Origin of the sequence: Pseudorhizobium tarimense (genome assembly GCF_022968135.1) — a bacterium.
Classification (GTDB): Bacteria; Pseudomonadota; Alphaproteobacteria; order Rhizobiales; family Rhizobiaceae; genus Neorhizobium; species Neorhizobium tarimense.
On the sequence record NZ_JALJRA010000007.1, the window covers coordinates 121,435 to 137,169 of the forward strand.

Annotated in this window: 14 protein-coding genes; 7 read left to right on the plus strand and 7 right to left on the minus strand. The window is 61.3% G+C overall.

The genetic code is table 11. The annotated features are described in order from the left end of the window. Positions 1-40 precede the first annotated feature (40 nt). The 7 genes from fabD (at position 41) to gmk (ending at position 6,580) form a co-directional block, all read left to right on the plus strand. Positions 41-985 (plus strand): ACP S-malonyltransferase, encoded by a 945-nt coding sequence (gene fabD, locus MUU54_RS10075; protein WP_247243892.1) that lies wholly within the window; start codon positions 41-43, stop codon positions 983-985. A 75-nt stretch (positions 986-1,060) separates the two neighbouring features. Beyond that, positions 1,061-1,798 (plus strand): 3-oxoacyl-[acyl-carrier-protein] reductase, encoded by a 738-nt coding sequence (gene fabG / locus MUU54_RS10080; protein WP_247243893.1) that lies wholly within the window; start codon positions 1,061-1,063, stop codon positions 1,796-1,798. A 273-nt stretch (positions 1,799-2,071) separates the two neighbouring features. Further along, on the plus strand, positions 2,072-2,308 hold the full coding sequence (locus tag MUU54_RS10085; RefSeq protein WP_141147342.1) for an acyl carrier protein: 237 nt from the start codon (positions 2,072-2,074) through the stop codon (positions 2,306-2,308). 104 nt (positions 2,309-2,412) lie between these two features. Next, positions 2,413-3,675, plus strand: a complete 1,263-nt coding sequence (gene fabF / locus MUU54_RS10090) for a beta-ketoacyl-ACP synthase II (RefSeq protein WP_247243894.1) — start codon at positions 2,413-2,415, stop codon at positions 3,673-3,675. 115 nt (positions 3,676-3,790) lie between these two features. Continuing rightward, positions 3,791-4,993: an endolytic transglycosylase MltG gene (gene mltG / locus MUU54_RS10095; RefSeq protein WP_247243895.1), complete on the plus strand. Its 1,203-nt coding sequence runs from the start codon at positions 3,791-3,793 to the stop codon at positions 4,991-4,993. 33 nt (positions 4,994-5,026) lie between these two features. Further along, entirely contained in the window at positions 5,027-5,914 is an 888-nt protein-coding gene (locus MUU54_RS10100; RefSeq protein ID WP_247243896.1) for a YicC/YloC family endoribonuclease, read from the plus strand. A 3-nt stretch (positions 5,915-5,917) separates the two neighbouring features. Continuing rightward, complete coding sequence (gene gmk, locus MUU54_RS10105) at positions 5,918-6,580, plus strand: guanylate kinase (protein ID WP_247243897.1); 663 nt, start codon at positions 5,918-5,920, stop codon at positions 6,578-6,580. A gap of 29 nt (positions 6,581-6,609) precedes the next feature. Here gmk and MUU54_RS10110 read toward each other — a convergent pair whose 3' ends face one another. The 7 genes from MUU54_RS10110 to MUU54_RS10140 form a co-directional block, all read right to left on the minus strand. Next, positions 6,610-7,884, minus strand: coding sequence for an MFS transporter (locus MUU54_RS10110; RefSeq protein WP_312038820.1), 1,275 nt, complete (start codon positions 7,882-7,884; stop codon positions 6,610-6,612). Positions 7,885-7,978: 94 nt separating this feature from the next. Next, positions 7,979-8,806 carry a 16S rRNA (adenine(1518)-N(6)/adenine(1519)-N(6))-dimethyltransferase RsmA gene (gene rsmA, locus MUU54_RS10115; RefSeq protein ID WP_247243899.1) on the minus strand — a complete coding sequence of 276 codons (828 nt, stop codon included), beginning with the start codon at positions 8,804-8,806 and terminating at the stop codon, positions 7,979-7,981. Continuing rightward, positions 8,806-9,828 (minus strand): 4-hydroxythreonine-4-phosphate dehydrogenase PdxA, encoded by a 1,023-nt coding sequence (pdxA, locus tag MUU54_RS10120; protein ID WP_247243900.1) that lies wholly within the window; start codon positions 9,826-9,828, stop codon positions 8,806-8,808. Before pdxA ends, rsmA begins: the two co-directional genes overlap by 1 nt. An 11-nt stretch (positions 9,829-9,839) precedes the next feature. Beyond that, the gene (locus MUU54_RS10125) at positions 9,840-10,745 is read right to left on the minus strand and encodes a SurA N-terminal domain-containing protein (protein WP_376742082.1); all 906 of its coding nucleotides are present in this window, start codon (positions 10,743-10,745) and stop codon (positions 9,840-9,842) included. Between the two features lie 146 nt (positions 10,746-10,891). Next, positions 10,892-13,222, minus strand: coding sequence for an LPS-assembly protein LptD (locus tag MUU54_RS10130; protein WP_247243901.1), 2,331 nt, complete (start codon positions 13,220-13,222; stop codon positions 10,892-10,894). Then, the gene (gene lptG / locus MUU54_RS10135) at positions 13,222-14,310 is read right to left on the minus strand and encodes an LPS export ABC transporter permease LptG (protein WP_247243902.1); all 1,089 of its coding nucleotides are present in this window, start codon (positions 14,308-14,310) and stop codon (positions 13,222-13,224) included. Before lptG ends, MUU54_RS10130 begins: the two co-directional genes overlap by 1 nt. Further along, positions 14,307-15,476, minus strand: a complete 1,170-nt coding sequence (locus MUU54_RS10140; protein ID WP_247243903.1) for an LptF/LptG family permease — start codon at positions 15,474-15,476, stop codon at positions 14,307-14,309. Before MUU54_RS10140 ends, lptG begins: the two co-directional genes overlap by 4 nt. Between the last annotated feature and the right edge of the window lie 259 nt (positions 15,477-15,735).

Consider the following 15,735-nt stretch of genomic DNA (forward strand, 5'->3'; position numbering starts at 1 on the left):
GGGGAGTGCAAAAAAAGCACAAAGGGAAGGGTGTCATCCCATGAGTATCGCATTCACGTTTCCGGGGCAGGGAAGCCAGACTGTCGGCATGGGCAAGGATCTAGCCGACGCCTATCCCGAGGCAAGCGCGGTCTTTCACGAAGTCGACGACGCGCTCGGCCAGAAGCTTTCCGACATCATCTGGAACGGGCCCGAGGAAACGCTGACGCTGACGGCAAATGCGCAGCCGGCACTGATGGCCGTTTCTATCGCCGCTATTCGCGTGATGGAGGCGCGGGGCCTGAAGCTCGCCGACAAGGTGTCCTATGTCGCCGGCCATTCGCTCGGCGAATACTCCGCTCTTTGCGCCGCAGGGATGTTCTCGCTTGCCGACACGGCGCACCTTCTGCGCATCCGTGGCGACGCGATGCAGTCAGCCGTTGCCGTCGGCCAGGGCGCCATGGCCGCGATCATCGGCCTTGAGCACGACGACGTCGCAGCCATCTGCCACGAGTCTGAAAGTGCCGGTGTCTGCCAGATCGCCAACGACAACGGCGGCGGCCAGCTGGTCATTTCAGGCTCCAAGGCGGCGGTCGAGAAGGCGGCGGCGCTGGCTACCGAGAAGGGCGCCAAGCGCGCCATCATGCTGCCGGTTTCGGCGCCCTTCCACAGCGCCTTGATGTCGCCTGCCGCCGACGCGATGCGCCATGCGCTGGCGCAGGTCAAGAAGCAGGATCCGGTCGTGCCGGTGATCGCCAATGTCCGCGCCGCGCCGGTCACGGATGCAGGCGAGATCGCAGACTTGCTGGTCACCCAAGTGACCGGCCAGGTGCGCTGGCGCGAGACGGTTGAGTGGTTTGCGCATAACGGCGTCACAGAGCTTTACGAGATCGGCGCCGGCAAGGTGCTGACCGGTTTGGCCCGACGGATCGATAAGACCGTCTCCGGCACCGCCGTCAATACACCGGCCGACATCGAGGCGGCCTTGGCGACCATCCTCGGCTGAACAACAGGATTATGTGGCACCGATTCATGGGCACCGGCTCATGGGCAAGGCATGCACCAGGAAAGGGACATCACGATGTTTGATCTGACAGGCCGCAAGGCGTTGGTGACAGGCGCAACCGGTGGGCTGGGCGAGGAGATTGCTCGCACCCTTCACAAGCAGGGCGCCACCCTCGGCCTGCACGGCACGCGTGTCGAGAAGCTCGAGGCGCTCGCCGGTGAACTGGGCGATCGAGTCAAGATCTTCCCCGCCGACCTCTCCGACCGGGCAGAGGTCAAGGCGCTTGGAGAGAAAGCAGAAGCCGAACTGGAAGGCGTCGATATCCTCGTCAACAACGCCGGGATCACCAAGGATGGTCTATTCGTGCGAACGAGCGACGAGGACTGGGACAAGGTGCTGGAGGTCAACCTGACCTCGATGTTCCGCCTGACCCGCGAGCTGACGCATCCGATGATGCGCCGCCGCTTCGGCCGCATTATCAACATCACGTCAGTTGTTGCCGTCACCGGCAATCCGGGGCAGGCGAATTATTGTGCTTCGAAGGCGGGCATGATCGGCTTCTCCAAGTCGCTGGCCCAGGAAATCGCCACCCGCAACGTCACCGTCAACTGTGTTGCTCCAGGCTTTATCGAGAGCGCCATGACGGGTAAGCTGAACGACAAGCAGAAAGAAGCGATCCTCGGGGCGATCCCGATGAAGCGGATGGGCGCAGGCGCCGACATCGCGTCCGCCGTTCTCTATCTCGCGTCTGCAGAAGCGGGCTACGTCACGGGGCAGACGCTTCACGTCAACGGCGGGATGGCGATGATCTGAGGACTTTGTTTTCTCCTTTAGCAGCGACTTCTCGCTGCCTGTGGGGGGAACAAATTCTGGCTTTGCGGAACATCGAAAGCGTGTTAAGCGGGCCATGACTGTGACAGTCGCCCCGAAACGCAGGGGATCATTACGCTTTTGCGGCCGTGATCGGAACCTGCCGAGGGTTGAACGGGTTTGCCCGCGTAGCCGACAATTGTAGGCCGGCGCAGGTTTCAACAGGGTGCGGGTGCCATCGCGGCATTCGAGAAGATAAAGGTCGAGGAAACCGACATGAGCGATATCGCAGAACGCGTTAAGAAAATTGTTGTTGATCATCTCGGCGTGGATGCCGACAAGGTTGTCGAAGGCGCAAGCTTCATCGACGATCTTGGTGCGGACTCGCTCGACACTGTCGAACTTGTCATGGCTTTCGAAGAAGAGTTCGGCGTTGAAATCCCGGACGACGCTGCCGACTCCATCCTGACGGTGGGCGATGCGATCAAGTTCATCGAGAAGGCCCAGGCTTGATCCACCTCGATAGAGGGATCCTGCCGACGGCACTCCCTATGGCGGCCCGCTCGTTCGGGCCGTTTTTGCAACTATAACTCGACATACAGGGTGGAACGCTGGCGATGAGACGTGTCGTTATCACCGGTACCGGCATGGTATCTCCTCTCGGATGCGGTACGGAAGTGACCTGGGAGCGGCTGCTGGCCGGTCAGAACGGGGCCCGCAAAGTCACCGAATTCGAAGTCGAAGATCTTCCCGCCAAGATTGCCTGCCGCATTCCCTTTGGCGACGGCTCCGACGGCACCTTCAATGCCGACGACTGGATGGACCAGAAGGACCAGCGCAAGGTGGATCCCTTCATCGTCTACGGCATGGCTGCGGCCGATATGGCGCTCAACGATGCCGATTGGCATCCGCAGAGCGATGAAGATCAGATCGCAACCGGCGTCCTGATCGGCTCCGGCATCGGCGGCCTCGAAGGCATTGTCGAAGCAGGCTACACCTTGAAGGAAAAGGGTCCGCGGCGGATCTCGCCCTTCTTCATTCCCGGCCGTCTGATCAATCTCGTTTCCGGCCAGGTCTCCATCCGACACAAGCTGCGCGGTCCCAACCATGCTGTCGTCACGGCTTGCTCCACGGGCGCGCATGCGATTGGTGACGCGTCGCGTCTGATCGCCCTGGGCGACGCCGACGTCATGGTGGCAGGCGGCGCCGAGTCGCCGATCTCGCGCATCGCGCTCGCCGGCTTTGCAGCCTGCAAGGCGCTCTCGACTCAGCATAACGAGGAGCCGCAGAAGGCTTCGCGTCCCTATGATCGCGACCGCGACGGCTTCGTCATGGGCGAGGGTGCCGGCATCGTCGTTCTGGAAGAGCTGGAACACGCAAAGGCACGCGGTGCGAAGATCTATGCCGAAGTGGTTGGCTACGGCCTGTCCGGCGACGCCTTCCACATCACCGCGCCTTCTGAAGACGGCGAGGGTGCCTTCCGCTGTATGACCATGGCGTTGAAGCGCGCCGGTCTTTCGCCGGCGGATGTGGACTACATCAATGCCCACGGCACCTCGACGATGGCCGACACGATTGAGCTGGGTGCCGTGGAGCGGCTGGTTGGTAACGCGGCATCGAAGATCTCGATGTCGTCCACGAAGTCTGCAATTGGCCATCTTCTTGGCGCTGCCGGCGCCGTCGAAGCGATCTTCGCAACGCTTGCCATCCGCGACAACGTGGCGCCGCCGACACTCAACCTGGACAATCCTGATGTCGAGACGGCTATCGATCTTGTGCCTCACAAGGCGCGGTCGCGTGAGATCAACGTCGCCCTGTCCAACTCTTTCGGCTTTGGCGGCACCAATGCTTCCTTGGTCCTGCGCCGCTACGAGGCTTGACCAATGCGGGCCTGACGGAGCCGCCGGATCACGGCGGCTCTATCTTCCGAACCTGTTTTTGCCGTATTGCTTGGCCAAGTAGCGGACTGACAACCGTGCTTTTCAGGGGGGCGCAGTGAACAACAACAATAACAACACGGGCGAAACGCCGCCGGCCGGCGGCAGTGGCCACGGGCCGATCATTCCGAAATCGCCGAACGAGGCACTGAGGCCAGAGCGCGTTCCCGAGCCGCCACGCCGGTCGCGCAATGCCCGCAGTCAGCTGGTGATTTTCCTCAACTTCGTCATGACGATGATCGTGCTCGTCTGCGTCGTCGGCGTTGCAGGTTTCTACTACATGATCTCGACCTTTCAGGCGGAGGGGCCGCTCGAAGCCAATGCCCACTTCATGGTTCGGCCCGGCAACGGCCTTTCCGAGATCGCCAACAATCTGGAGCGCAACGGCATCATCTCGGACGCGCGCGTCTTCCGCTATGTCAGCGCCACCTATTTGCGCGACGGCCGGACCCTGAAAGCCGGCGAATACGAAGTGAAGGCGGGCGCCTCGATGAAGGAGGTGATGGACCTCCTCGAGTCGGGCAAGTCGATCCTGTACTCGGTCGTCCTTCCGGAGGGCTTGACTGTCCGCCAGATGATGCTGAGGCTCGCTGAGGACCCAGTCCTCGAAGGCGACATTCCGGCCGAATTGCCACCGGAAGGAAGCCTGCGTCCCGACACCTACAAGTTCTCGCGCGGCACAAAGCGCGCCGAGATCATCGATCAGATGCGCGCAGGACAGCAGCGGCTGATCGACCAGATCTGGGAGAAGCGTGATCCGGATCTGCCGATCGAAACGAAGGAAGAGTTCGTTACGCTCGCCTCCATCGTCGAAAAGGAAACCGGCGTCGACGACGAACGCGCTCATGTCGCCTCCGTCTTCATTAATCGCCTCGAAAAGGGCATGCGTCTGCAGTCCGATCCGACCATCATCTACGGTCTCTTCGGCGGTGACGGTAAGCCCTCCGATCGGCCGATCTATAAGTCGGACCTGGAGAAGGAAACGCCCTACAACACCTATGTGATCAAGGGCCTGCCGCCGACGCCCATCGCCAATCCCGGCCGTGCGGCGCTGGAAGCGGTCGCCAATCCCTGGCGGACCGATGACCTCTATTTCGTCGCCGACGGCACCGGCGGCCACGCCTTCGCCTCCACCTTGGAAGAGCACAACGCCAACGTCCGTCGCTGGCGTAAGCTTGAGGCCGAACGCGCCGACACTGCCGACGCCGAGCTCAGCGACGGACAGCCCGGCGGTGCCGAGGCCGAAAAGCCGGTCAACTGAGGTCCTGGAGACCGGAGCGGAGCAAAGCAAAGCATGAGCCTGCAGTCGATGACCGGCTTCGCGCGCAGCGAAGCGACCAAGGGACGCTACCGAATTGTCTGGGAGCTACGTTCCGTAAACGGCAAGGGCCTCGATCTTCGCCTGCGCCTGCCGCAGGGGCTGGAGCATCTTGAGATGGATGTGCGCCGACGGATCTCCGAGTCCTTTTCCAGAGGCAATATCCAGGCGACCTTGAACATGAGCCTCGCCGAGACGAAACTTGAGGCGGTCGTCAATCGCGAGGCGCTGGATGCGGTCCTGGCGCTACGCTCGCAACTTGAAGGGGTGATCGACCCGGCGCCGTTGCGCATGGACACGCTGCTCGGCATTCGCGGCATCGTCGACATACGGGAAGCGGAAGAGGGCGAGGGCGAAGCAATGGCCCGCGACGCGGCCGCTCTCGACTGTCTGGAGAAAGCTATTGCCGCCTTGAAACAGATGCGTGCGTCGGAAGGCCTTGCTCTTGGCGACGTGATGTCGAGGCATGTGGAGCGGATTGCGGAGCTGACGTCTGCCGTGGAAGCTGACCCCTCCCGCTCCCCGGTGGAGATAACACGGCGACTGGAACAGCAGGTCGCAACCTTGCTGCAGGATGCTTCGGCACTCGATCCTGCTCGTCTGCATGCGGAAGCGGCGCTGCTTGCCACCAAGGCGGATCTGCGCGAAGAGATCGACCGGCTGAAGGCGCATGTCGCAGCCGCTAACGATCTCCTGCGAATGGGAGGGCCGATCGGCCGGCGGCTCGATTTTCTGGCGCAGGAATTCAACCGCGAATCGAATACGATCTGTTCCAAGTCCAATTCGGCGGCCGTGACGGCCGCAGGCTTGGAACTTAAGGTGGTCATCGACCAGTTCCGCGAACAGGTCCAGAATCTGGAGTAACGAATGGTGCCCGCGGCGACTTCGCCTATCAAGATTGCCCGCCGTGGCCTTATGCTCGTGCTCTCCTCGCCATCGGGAGCGGGAAAGTCGACAATCGCCCGAAACCTGATGGAGGACGATCACACGCTGGAAATCTCCGTCAGTGTGACGACCCGTCAGAAGCGGCCGAGCGAGATCGCAGGCAAGCACTACCACTTCATCACAGTCCCGCAGTTCGAGCGCATGCGCGACGCCGGCGACCTTCTGGAATGGGCGGAGGTGCACGGCAATTATTACGGAACGCCGCGCGAGCCGGTGGAGCAGGCGATGGCAGAAGGCCGCGACATGCTGTTCGACATCGACTGGCAGGGGGCGTTGCAGCTGCAGGAGAAGATGACGGCAGATGTCGTCTCCATCTTCGTGCTTCCCCCGTCGATGACCGAGCTGCAATCGCGTCTGCATCGCCGTGCGGAGGACACGGAAGAGGTCATCCGCACGCGGCTTCTCAATTCCCGCGCGGAGATCGAGCACTGGCGGGAATATGACTATGTCATCGTTAACGACGATCTCGACGAAGCCTATGGCTATGTCAGCTGCATCGTCAAAGCCGAACGCATCCGCCGCGATCGCCGCTACGGTCTCTTCGACTTCGTCCAGGGCCTGCTGACGGAAGAGCCGAAGCTTTAGCTCCTCTGATAGCTGCTATAGCGCCTCGCCTAGCCGGCGGACCGCGGCAGCAAACGACCGAGCGGACGCCACCCATAGATGGCAACCAAAAGCACTCCGATAGCGGCAACCCAGAACGGCGCTTTCAGTGCCGTCTGATGCGGCATCGGGCCGTCAGCCAAGCGCACGATCAGTCCTGACAGCAGGAGTCCGACAGGCATCATACCCCAGGCGACAAGCCGGTAGATGCTGTTGACCCGTCCCAGGAGATCATTGGGTATCGTTCGCTGGCGGGTGGAGACAGAAACAGCGTTCCAGACAAGACCGGTGAACTCAAAGAAGGCGAGGACCGCCGCAAGGGATAGCGGACCCGGTGCGAGCGCGATCCCGGCGAAGGCAGGAGCGGAGGCGAGCAGCATCCACTGCGCCGTTGCCGATGGTCCAAGCTTTCGCACGATCCGGTCGGCGACAAGGCCCCCCACGATCCCTCCGATAGCGCCCGTCGCCAACACCAGACCATAACTCGTCGGCGAAAGTCCCAGACTGTCTTGCACATGAAGTATCAAGGCGATCATGACCATCTGGAAGAACAGGTTCCATGCGCCAGTTAGCCACGCCAACAGTCGCAAGAGTTGAGCTTCCTGCAAGAAGGAAAATCCCTCCGAAAGCTCTCGCCGCCAGTCCCGTGTGTCCCGCATCGCGGCACGATAGCTCCCTGTGATGGCAGCGACGGTCGCGGCAGCAAGTCCATACAAGCCAGCATTGAAGGCGAAAGGCATTGATAGCGCAACCGCGATCAAGGCGGCTCCGAGAGGCGGACCGAGCAGGGCGTTTCCAACAAGCTCAGCGCTCCAAAGCTTGCCGTTTGCGGACTCCAGTCGGTCATGAGGCACAAGCGCGGGCAGCATCGTCTGCGCAGCATTATCGCGGAAGACCTCCGCCGTTCCCACCGTCAGCGCAGACAATGCCAGGAAACCGAAGACGATCGGCGACGAAACGCCCGCATCAGGTGGGGCCGCGAAGGGTGCTGCCAGGCACAGGAGCATTGCCGCAGCGCCAAAGGCAGATCCTCGCAGCACGTCCATCCAAAGGATCAGGCTGCGCCTGTCAACTCTGTCAGCAATGATCCCGGCAGGTACGGCAAATAGCGCCCACGGCAGGCGGAGAGCGATGGCAATGGACGCGATCAACAGCGGCTCACGCGTGAGCAGGGACGCCGTCCACGCCCAAGCGATTGTCGCCACACCATCGCCCAGGTTCGTCAAGCCGCTTGCTGCGATGAACCGCCGCAAACTCCGGCGATCCCGGTCAACTTGGCTGTCCACCTGCGCCCGATGCCCCCGGTAACACTTTTACCGAAGTGCAGCTCGAACACCGGGATTGGTCAAGTGCGACATCTTGCGGGTGAGGCTGTCGTCTCTACAGAAAATTCGCCAGCCGAACAAATTCCTCGACCGACAGCGTCTCGGCACGCCGGGCAGGGTCGATGTCGGCTTTCAGCAGAAGCGCCTCGCCGCCGAGAGGCTTCAGACTCTGGCGCAGCATCTTGCGGCGCTGGCCGAAGGCCGCCTGCGTCACCCGCTCCAGTTTTGCGACGTCGCAGGGCAGGGGATGGTCGCGTGGGGTCAGGTGAACGACTGTGGACGTCACCTTCGGGGGCGGGGTGAAAGCCTGGGGTGGCACGTCGAAGATCATCCGTGCCTCGGTTCGCCAACCCGCAATAACACCAAGCCGCCCGTAATGGTCGTCATCCTCCGTGGCAACGATCCGCTGGCCGACCTCCTTCTGGAACATCAGCGTCAGCGACTCCCAGAAGGGCGGCCAGTTGACCGGCAGGAGCCAGTTGATCAGCAGTTGCGTGCCGACATTGTAGGGCAGGTTGGCGATGATCTTCACCGGCCCTTCGGTGGCGAGCGCGGCGAATTCCACCTTCAGTGCATCGCCTTCGATGACCTCCAACCGCTCGGCATAGTGGTCGCCGATCTCGGCCAGCGCCGGAAGGCAGCGCGCATCCCGTTCGATTGCGATGAGCTTCTTTGCGCCGAGTGACAGGATCGCCCGTGTCAGCCCACCTGGTCCCGGCCCCACCTCGATTACCGTCACATCGTCGAGCGGACCTGCACTACGAGCGATCTTCTGCGTCAGGTTGAGGTCGAGCAGGAAATTCTGCCCGAGCGCCTTCTTCGCGTCGAGGCCGTGGCGCTGGATGACATCGCGCAGCGGCGGCAGACCATCGAGTGTCGCCATCAGCCGGTAGCCTGTTCAGACTTCTCTGCGAGCTGAGCGGCAAGCTTCAGCGCCTCCACCAGGCTTGTCTCGCGCGCCAGCCCTTGGCCCGCAATGCCGAAGGCCGTGCCGTGATCGGGCGAGGTGCGGATGAAAGGCAGTCCAAGCGTCACGTTGACGGATGTATCGAAGCCAAGCGCCTTGGCCGGGATCAGCGCCTGGTCGTGATACATGCAGATCGCAACGTCGTATCGGGTGCGGGCCTCGTCGTGGAACATGGTATCGGCGGGCAGGGGGCCGAAAGCGTTGATGCCTTCCTTCCGCGCTTTCGCAATGGCCGGGTGGATCACATCACGATCTTCCAGACCGATCGCCCCGTCTTCCCCGGCATGAGGATTCAGCCCCGCCACGGCAAGCCGGGGCTGAGCAATGCCGAACCGCTCCTTCAGATCATGGTGGGCGATGCGGCAGGTTTCGACGATCAGTTCCTCGGTCAGCGCCGCCGGTACGGAATGGATCGGGATATGGATCGTCACGGGGATCGCCCGAAGCTTCGGCCCTGCCAGCATCATCACAGGCTTGACCGGCTTCCCGGTGGAACGGGTTGCGAGGTCGGCCAAGAATTCCGTGTGTCCAGGAAAGCCGAAGCCGCCCTCGTAGAGGACGGATTTGGCGATTGGATTGGTCACCACTGCCGCCGCCTGTCCCTCAAGCGTCAGGTTTACCGCCGTCTCGATGGCGGATATGGTGCTCTGTGCCGTCGCCACATGCGGCTCTCCGGGGGCAATTTCCGCACCCGCCGGAATGGGATGAACGGGAAGGGCGTCGGCGAACGTAGAGACTGCCGCAGATGGTTCGAGTTCTCGAATCGGAACGTCCAGCCCCATCAGCCTGGCGCGTGCTGCCAGGATGACTGGGTCGCCCAGATAGATGAAGGGAGGCAATGCGCTTTCGCTGCGCTTGAGCCAAGCGGCAAGACTAATATCGGGTCCAATGCCGGCAGGATCGCCCTGGGTCAGAGCGAGAGGACGATCAAGCGGCATTCAAACTCCCCTTAACGGTAATCGATCTGCGCCTTGGAGCGCAGCTCGTCCAGATACTTCTTCTCGTTCGGATTGGCTTCGCCCGACTTCTGCTTGCCGAGATCTTCGGCACGGAAAACCACCTCGGCGGCAAAGTCGTCGGAGACCTGACGTTGATTGCAGATTGCCAAGAATTCGACGCCGCGCTCCGTCGCCCGAACCCCAGTCGTGCCTCCGGATGCCTTCTCAACCAGCGGCTTCCAGTCTTCCGGCAGTTCCGGTGCCAGAACGCGCCCGAGGTCACGTACGGAAACGTCGAGCATGGTTGCGGCGAACTGCTTCGACTGTTCGCAGCCCGGGAACTTTGAGCGCGATGCCTCCGCCTCTGCCTTGCGCTTGCCCAGAATTGCGTTGCGCTTGGAATCCGGGACGACGAAGATGATCTGCTGCAGGAAGTATTCGGTGGTGACTGGCTTTTCCTTGTTTTCCATCATCCGCTTGACGAGCTCTTCCGAGGACATGCGTCCACGGTTTGCGCCATAGCGGGCGTTGACGAGGCGCGGCCAGCTCATCTGCACGGCGATGTATTCTTTGAAGTGCTCGGCTCCGACGCCTGCCTGAGACAGGATCTTGGTCAGTTGTTCGGGCGAAAGTTTGTTGCTTGCCGCAAACCGGGCAAACGCCTTGTCCACGTCGTCGGTGCTGACCGACATCCGCACCCGGGCAATCTCTTGCCGCTTTAGGGCTTCCTCAACCAGCTGGTCGCGGGCGGTTTTGATATCGTTTTTTTGCCGCTGCAGCCTCAGGAACGCCGCACGACGGGCCACGTCGCTGCTGGTGATCGGTGTCTTGTTGACCACCGCGGCGATTTCGGTCGCCGCCTGCGCGGTTGCAACAAAAGAGGGTTCGACGGCCACGGAGGCGGCCAGGGCCGCCATGGCGATCAGAACCCGGCGTGTCGCTGTCATTGCCGGCATGATGTTCGTCCTTCTACGCAGCCACCGTAATGCCGGCGGCCGGTTCTCCCTTATCTACAATAGAGCCGCCGGACTGCACAATTCTTGCGGCGAAACGATGACCGCCGCTATTCTAGCGCAGAGCCGAGATCGATTTCGCCTAGCGTTCGGAACGTAACCCGCGCCGTCACTGTCCAGTCATTGGCGTTCGTGGCATCTGCCCGTTCGTCTGAATAGGCGACCGTGAAGATTGTGCATTCGTCTGCATAGGTAAGGCCGACGCCGCGGCGGATGACCTCCTGGTCGTTGAGGTCCCAGATGGCGGAGCCGGCAACCGACCAGTTCTCGTTGATCCGGAAGCTGCTCGACGACTGCAAAAGATCGGTATCGTCGCTCGAACCATATTCCGGCTGCGCTTCGATCTGCGTGTAGATCAGCGATCCGCTCAAGCGTGCGGTCGTATAGCTGAACTCGGCATCGGTCCGCTGCACCTCGAACGTGTCCTGGTCGAAGCGGGCGCCGGCGCTGAGCGAGAAGCCCTGCGGCAGGTCGATCCCCGCCATCCCGACATAGTCCGAGCGGTCCGATTCCAGACCGGAGTTCGCACCGACGTTCACGAGATCGTCGGTCGCAAACGAATTCTGGCCGGCGAGATGGAAGCTCTGGCCAAAGATGCCGCGCAAGCCAATTCCGTTGTCGAACGAGCCGGTATAACGCAGGCCGACATTGGCGCGCGTGCCGCCTTCGATCCGGTCTAAGCCGGAGAACTTGTCGCGTTCAAAGAGGTTGGTGGCATCGAATACGAAGCTTTGAGCATCCTCATTCGGCAGTCCGCCGGCATATTGCTCGTCCGGTCGCACATAGACCTGTGCGATCGGCTCAATAATGTGGCTGCTATTTTGTGTCGAGATCAGGAACGGGTAGCGTGCTTCCATGCCCGCGGTCAGCATGTAGCGGCCGTAGGCGCCCGAGTCTTCAAGGCCATCATAGCTGTAGGTCGTTCCGCCCGAAGTGAACGAAGGTTCCGACATGCTATGGCGAAGCGCATCGCCGCGAGCAGCAAGAAGCGGTGTGAGCAGAAGGCCGCCGGAGGTGCTGAAGGTCCGCTTCCATTCTGCTTCGGTGGTGAAGCGGGTATAGTTGCCGTCAAGACCAGGATAGCGATCACTTGTTCCGACAAGAGCGAGCTCCTCTTCGCGCCGAGACAGGTTTGTCAGATTGTTGGTGATCGTCAGCTGGCCGCCTGCAACCGGTTCCGGGGCGATATACTGGTAGTCCAGAGACGGGTAGACGATCGCCTGGCGTCGCTCGGCGGTTCTCGCTTCAGCCGTGTCCTGAATATCGAAATAGTAAGCGTGGAGGTCGAAGTAGTTTCGATCGCCAAGGCCGATGAGATAGGCCTCGTTGCGGAAGACGTCGTCCTCCACGCCGTCGAGCGAATAGGTCTTCGAGAAGTTGTTGTCGCTCTGGACCATAACGTCCCAGCCGAAGGTCCAGCGGGGGTTGATCTGAAACTCTGCCTTCGATGCTGCCATCAAACGCGTGTCCGCTGCGCGGTCGCTCGTTCCAGCGTCAAAGGAATCGGGATCACGCTGATCGATGCCGGCAAAGCGGAACGTGTGACGGCCGTTCTCGAACCGGTTGCGCACTTCGCCCTGCAGAAGCAGACCCTGTCCCGTGTAATAGGTCGGGCTCAGCGTTGCATCCATCGAGGGGGTGATGACCTGATAGTACGGGATCGTCAGTCCGAAGCCGAGATTGTCGTCCAGGCTCATGCGCGGAAAGAGGAAGCCGGACTTCCGCTCGACTGTCTGATCCGGCACCACCAGGAACGGCAGATAGCCGATCGGCATGCCAAAAAGTTCGAACCGGGCGTTCTGCAGGCGAATCGTGTGGGTCTGACCGTTCTGGATGACGCGCTGCGCCTTCACCTGCCAAAGCGGCGCCTTACCTGGCTTTTCTGCGCAGGGCAGGCAGGCGGTGTAGACGCCGTTGTTGAGCACCATCAGGTCGCCGGGGAGCCTTTCGGCGCTTTCGGCGGCAAGCCGAGTATTGTCCGTCGTCTCCACGCGAAGCGCGTTTAGGAAGCCCTGGCCGAAGTCGTCTGTGACATCGAGTTCTTCGGCATAGATCCGATTGCCGTCCGGCTCGATCAGCTCGATATTGCCGACCGCGGTGACCCGCCCGGTTTCCTGGTTGTATTCGACCCGCTGCGCCACCATCCGGTAGCGGTTGTAATAGATCTGCACGCCGCCGGTTGCCGTTACCCGCTGCGCATCCTGATTGTAGACGAGTTCGTTGGCGCGCAGGAGCATCTTCGCGTCGTCGGCCACGACGGGCGCCGATGCGGGCTCTTGGGCATGCACTGTGACAGGATGAAAGGCATTCACGCACACAGCCGCGCTTGCCAGCAGGGCCGTGAGGCGCCGTCTGATATGTCCGCGGTCTTTTGCCGCCACTAGCCATCCTCCTGATGAAGCAGAATCGTCGCGCCGAGGGCCGTCGCCACGATCACCGGCACCCATACCGCCACAAAGGGCGGAACGGCGCCGCTGCTCCCGAATGCTTTTACGAGAACCGTGACGACATAAAGCACGAAGCCGGAAACGATTCCACCCAGAATCACCGACCGGGATTGCGCGAAGCGACTGAATTTCAACGATACTGTTGCAGCAATGAACGTCATCGCCACCAGAAGCAGCGGAAGTGAAAGCAGCGAGTGGAATTGCGTCTCGAGTGCCTTTGTAGGGAGGCCGAACGAGCGGCCCACCTCGATCTTTCGAGAAAGATCATAAAATGCAACGGTTTCCGGCTGTGACAGGCTCTCCTGAAGATATTCCTGTCTCAGATTGGTGCTCACCTGTGCCGTCTCTAGGCGCTCCGGGATCTCGCCGGGGCGATTCTCTAAAACGTCGGTAAGAAGCCAGTAACCATCTTCCAATTTCGCCGTGGATGCATCCTGCCGCAGGATGACCTGACGGTCGCTATTGAAGTGGAACACCACCACGTCGATAAGCACGGTCCCGTCTGCCTCGAAGCTCTTCGCCCCGATGATGGAATCATTGCCATCGGAAGTCTGGCGGATCCATGGAAGGAAGTCCGACTCGGCGGATGCGCTGCTCGATTGGCGCCAAGACGCCTCCATCGACAGCGATTCGCGTTGGCCCCAGGCGGCGACGGGATTAACGATCAGCATGCCGAACAAGCCGATCAGGAATGCGCCCGCCGCAAACGGCATGATGAATTGCCAGACTGATATGCCTGCAGCGCGGGTAACAACCAATTCATAGCGCCGGTTGAGCGCGATCAGTGCCGTCATGCCGATGAACAGCGAAAGTGTCGGGATCGTCTGCTGCAAGATGAAGGGAATGCGCATCGCCGTAAACAACAGTGCGCCGGGGACCGTGTAGCCATCGAGGCTCGCCATGCGGCGGCTGGTCTCGCTGAAGTCGGCAAGAAAGATGATGCCGCACACGCCGAGGAAGAACCAGATGGCGGTGGTGATGTAGCGCCGGAAGAAGTAGCGCCCAAGCGTCGTGAAGATCATTGGCTGCCTCCGGCCGAGGCCCGCTCTCCGAAGCGGCGGCGCATCGTGCGCCATAGCCCGCCTGTCAGGCTTGCAAGGATGCGGGGCATACGGATGCGCTTGTGGGTCGCCAGCAGATAGCTGCAGGTGCCGATCGTGACGAGCGGCAGCAGATAGATGAGGAGCGTGTAGGCTTCGTCCTGCTTCACGAGATTCTTCAGCGAAAAGCCGAGCCAGCGCAGTGTGAAGGCAACGATGAGAGCCGTCACCATGGGATGAACGCGGGTCTGGCGGTGGGAGCGGGAATCGCCCGCGACCACCAGCGAGACGAGTGCGAACATGAACGGAAAGAGCCACTCCGTTAGCCTTGCATGGAGTTCCGAGCGGTAGCTTTCCGGTGTCCGTTGGACGTGCGGATCATTGGGATCGGGATCAAGGAGGAATGCAAGGCTGCGATCACCGGCATTGAGCGACGGTCCCTCTTGGGCGGACATGGCCGAAAGATCGAAGGCATAGGAGGCAAACTTGATGATGGAAACCCGCCCGTCGGCGGTCTTGCGATGCACCTCGCCGTCGCGCATCGTCAGCGATGTGCCGCTTTCGTCGATGGAGCCTTCGCGGGCATAGTAGATCAGGTCGAAATTCGGATCCCGGTAGTCAACAACGAAGAGTCCGGTCAGCACCCGGCCCGAATGGCGCTCGTCGATCTGAACGTAGAGCCCGTCTTCGATGCTGCGAAAGGTCTTCTCTTCAATGACGGAGGAGAGCAAGTCTGCATAGGCGGCCGCCACCATCTGCCGCGCGGCAACCCGCGACGGCGGTTCAACGAAGTTGGCAACTACAAAGGAAAAGAGGCTGAGAATCGCCGCCAGCAGCAGGACCGGGCGATAGATGATGCTGCGCGACGATCCGGCGGCATCGATCACCGGCAGCTCGGAGTCGTTGTTCATCGCCGTCAGCGTCTGTGTGATGCCGATGGCGAGCGCAAACGGCAGCACGACGGGGATGATCGTCGGCAGGATATAGGTCGCAAGCAGCATGAACGAGCCCATCGACTGCCCCGTGTCCGTCACGAGGTTGATGCGCCCGAGCACCTGAATGGTCCAGATGATGGTGAGCACCGGCAGGAGCGCCACCAGGAACATCTGCACGATCCTGCGCAATATGTAGAGTTCGAGAAGCTTCATCCGATCCCGCTACAGCGAATCGGCCTCCCGCGTGAACGGTTGGCCGCGGCCTTTCTAAGCCATCGCTTCATGGTTTGCGACGCTTTGGCGTCAGAAAGTGACGGCGGAATGTGATTTTTTGACGGACTGTGTCATCTGGAAAAGCAGCGTGACCACAGCATGCGTCGCTGGCAACGATAGGGCGAGGTTGGAGGCTCACCAGAGGTCGCGGCAATCCGTCATCGTCAAGATCGCTTCATCCGGGTTGCCTTGTCGGGCG

Excerpts from the sequence above, each read along its gene's own strand:
- fabD (WP_247243892.1), top strand. The coding sequence starts at position 41 with ATGAGTATCGCATTCACGTTTCCGGGGCAGGGAAGCCAGACTGTCGGC.
- fabG (WP_247243893.1), top strand. The coding sequence starts at position 1,061 with ATGTTTGATCTGACAGGCCGCAAGGCGTTGGTGACAGGCGCAACCGGT.
- MUU54_RS10085 (WP_141147342.1), top strand. The coding sequence starts at position 2,072 with ATGAGCGATATCGCAGAACGCGTTAAGAAAATTGTTGTTGATCATCTC.
- fabF (WP_247243894.1), top strand. The coding sequence starts at position 2,413 with ATGAGACGTGTCGTTATCACCGGTACCGGCATGGTATCTCCTCTCGGA.
- MUU54_RS10100 (WP_247243896.1), top strand. The coding sequence starts at position 5,027 with ATGAGCCTGCAGTCGATGACCGGCTTCGCGCGCAGCGAAGCGACCAAG.
- gmk (WP_247243897.1), top strand. The coding sequence starts at position 5,918 with ATGGTGCCCGCGGCGACTTCGCCTATCAAGATTGCCCGCCGTGGCCTT.
- rsmA (WP_247243899.1), bottom strand. The coding sequence starts at position 8,806 with ATGGCGACACTCGATGGTCTGCCGCCGCTGCGCGATGTCATCCAGCGC.
- pdxA (WP_247243900.1), bottom strand. The coding sequence starts at position 9,828 with ATGCCGCTTGATCGTCCTCTCGCTCTGACCCAGGGCGATCCTGCCGGC.
- MUU54_RS10125 (WP_376742082.1), bottom strand. The coding sequence starts at position 10,745 with ATGGCGGCCCTGGCCGCCTCCGTGGCCGTCGAACCCTCTTTTGTTGCA.
- lptG (WP_247243902.1), bottom strand. The coding sequence starts at position 14,310 with ATGATCTTCACGACGCTTGGGCGCTACTTCTTCCGGCGCTACATCACC.
- MUU54_RS10140 (WP_247243903.1), bottom strand. The coding sequence starts at position 15,476 with ATGAAGCTTCTCGAACTCTACATATTGCGCAGGATCGTGCAGATGTTC.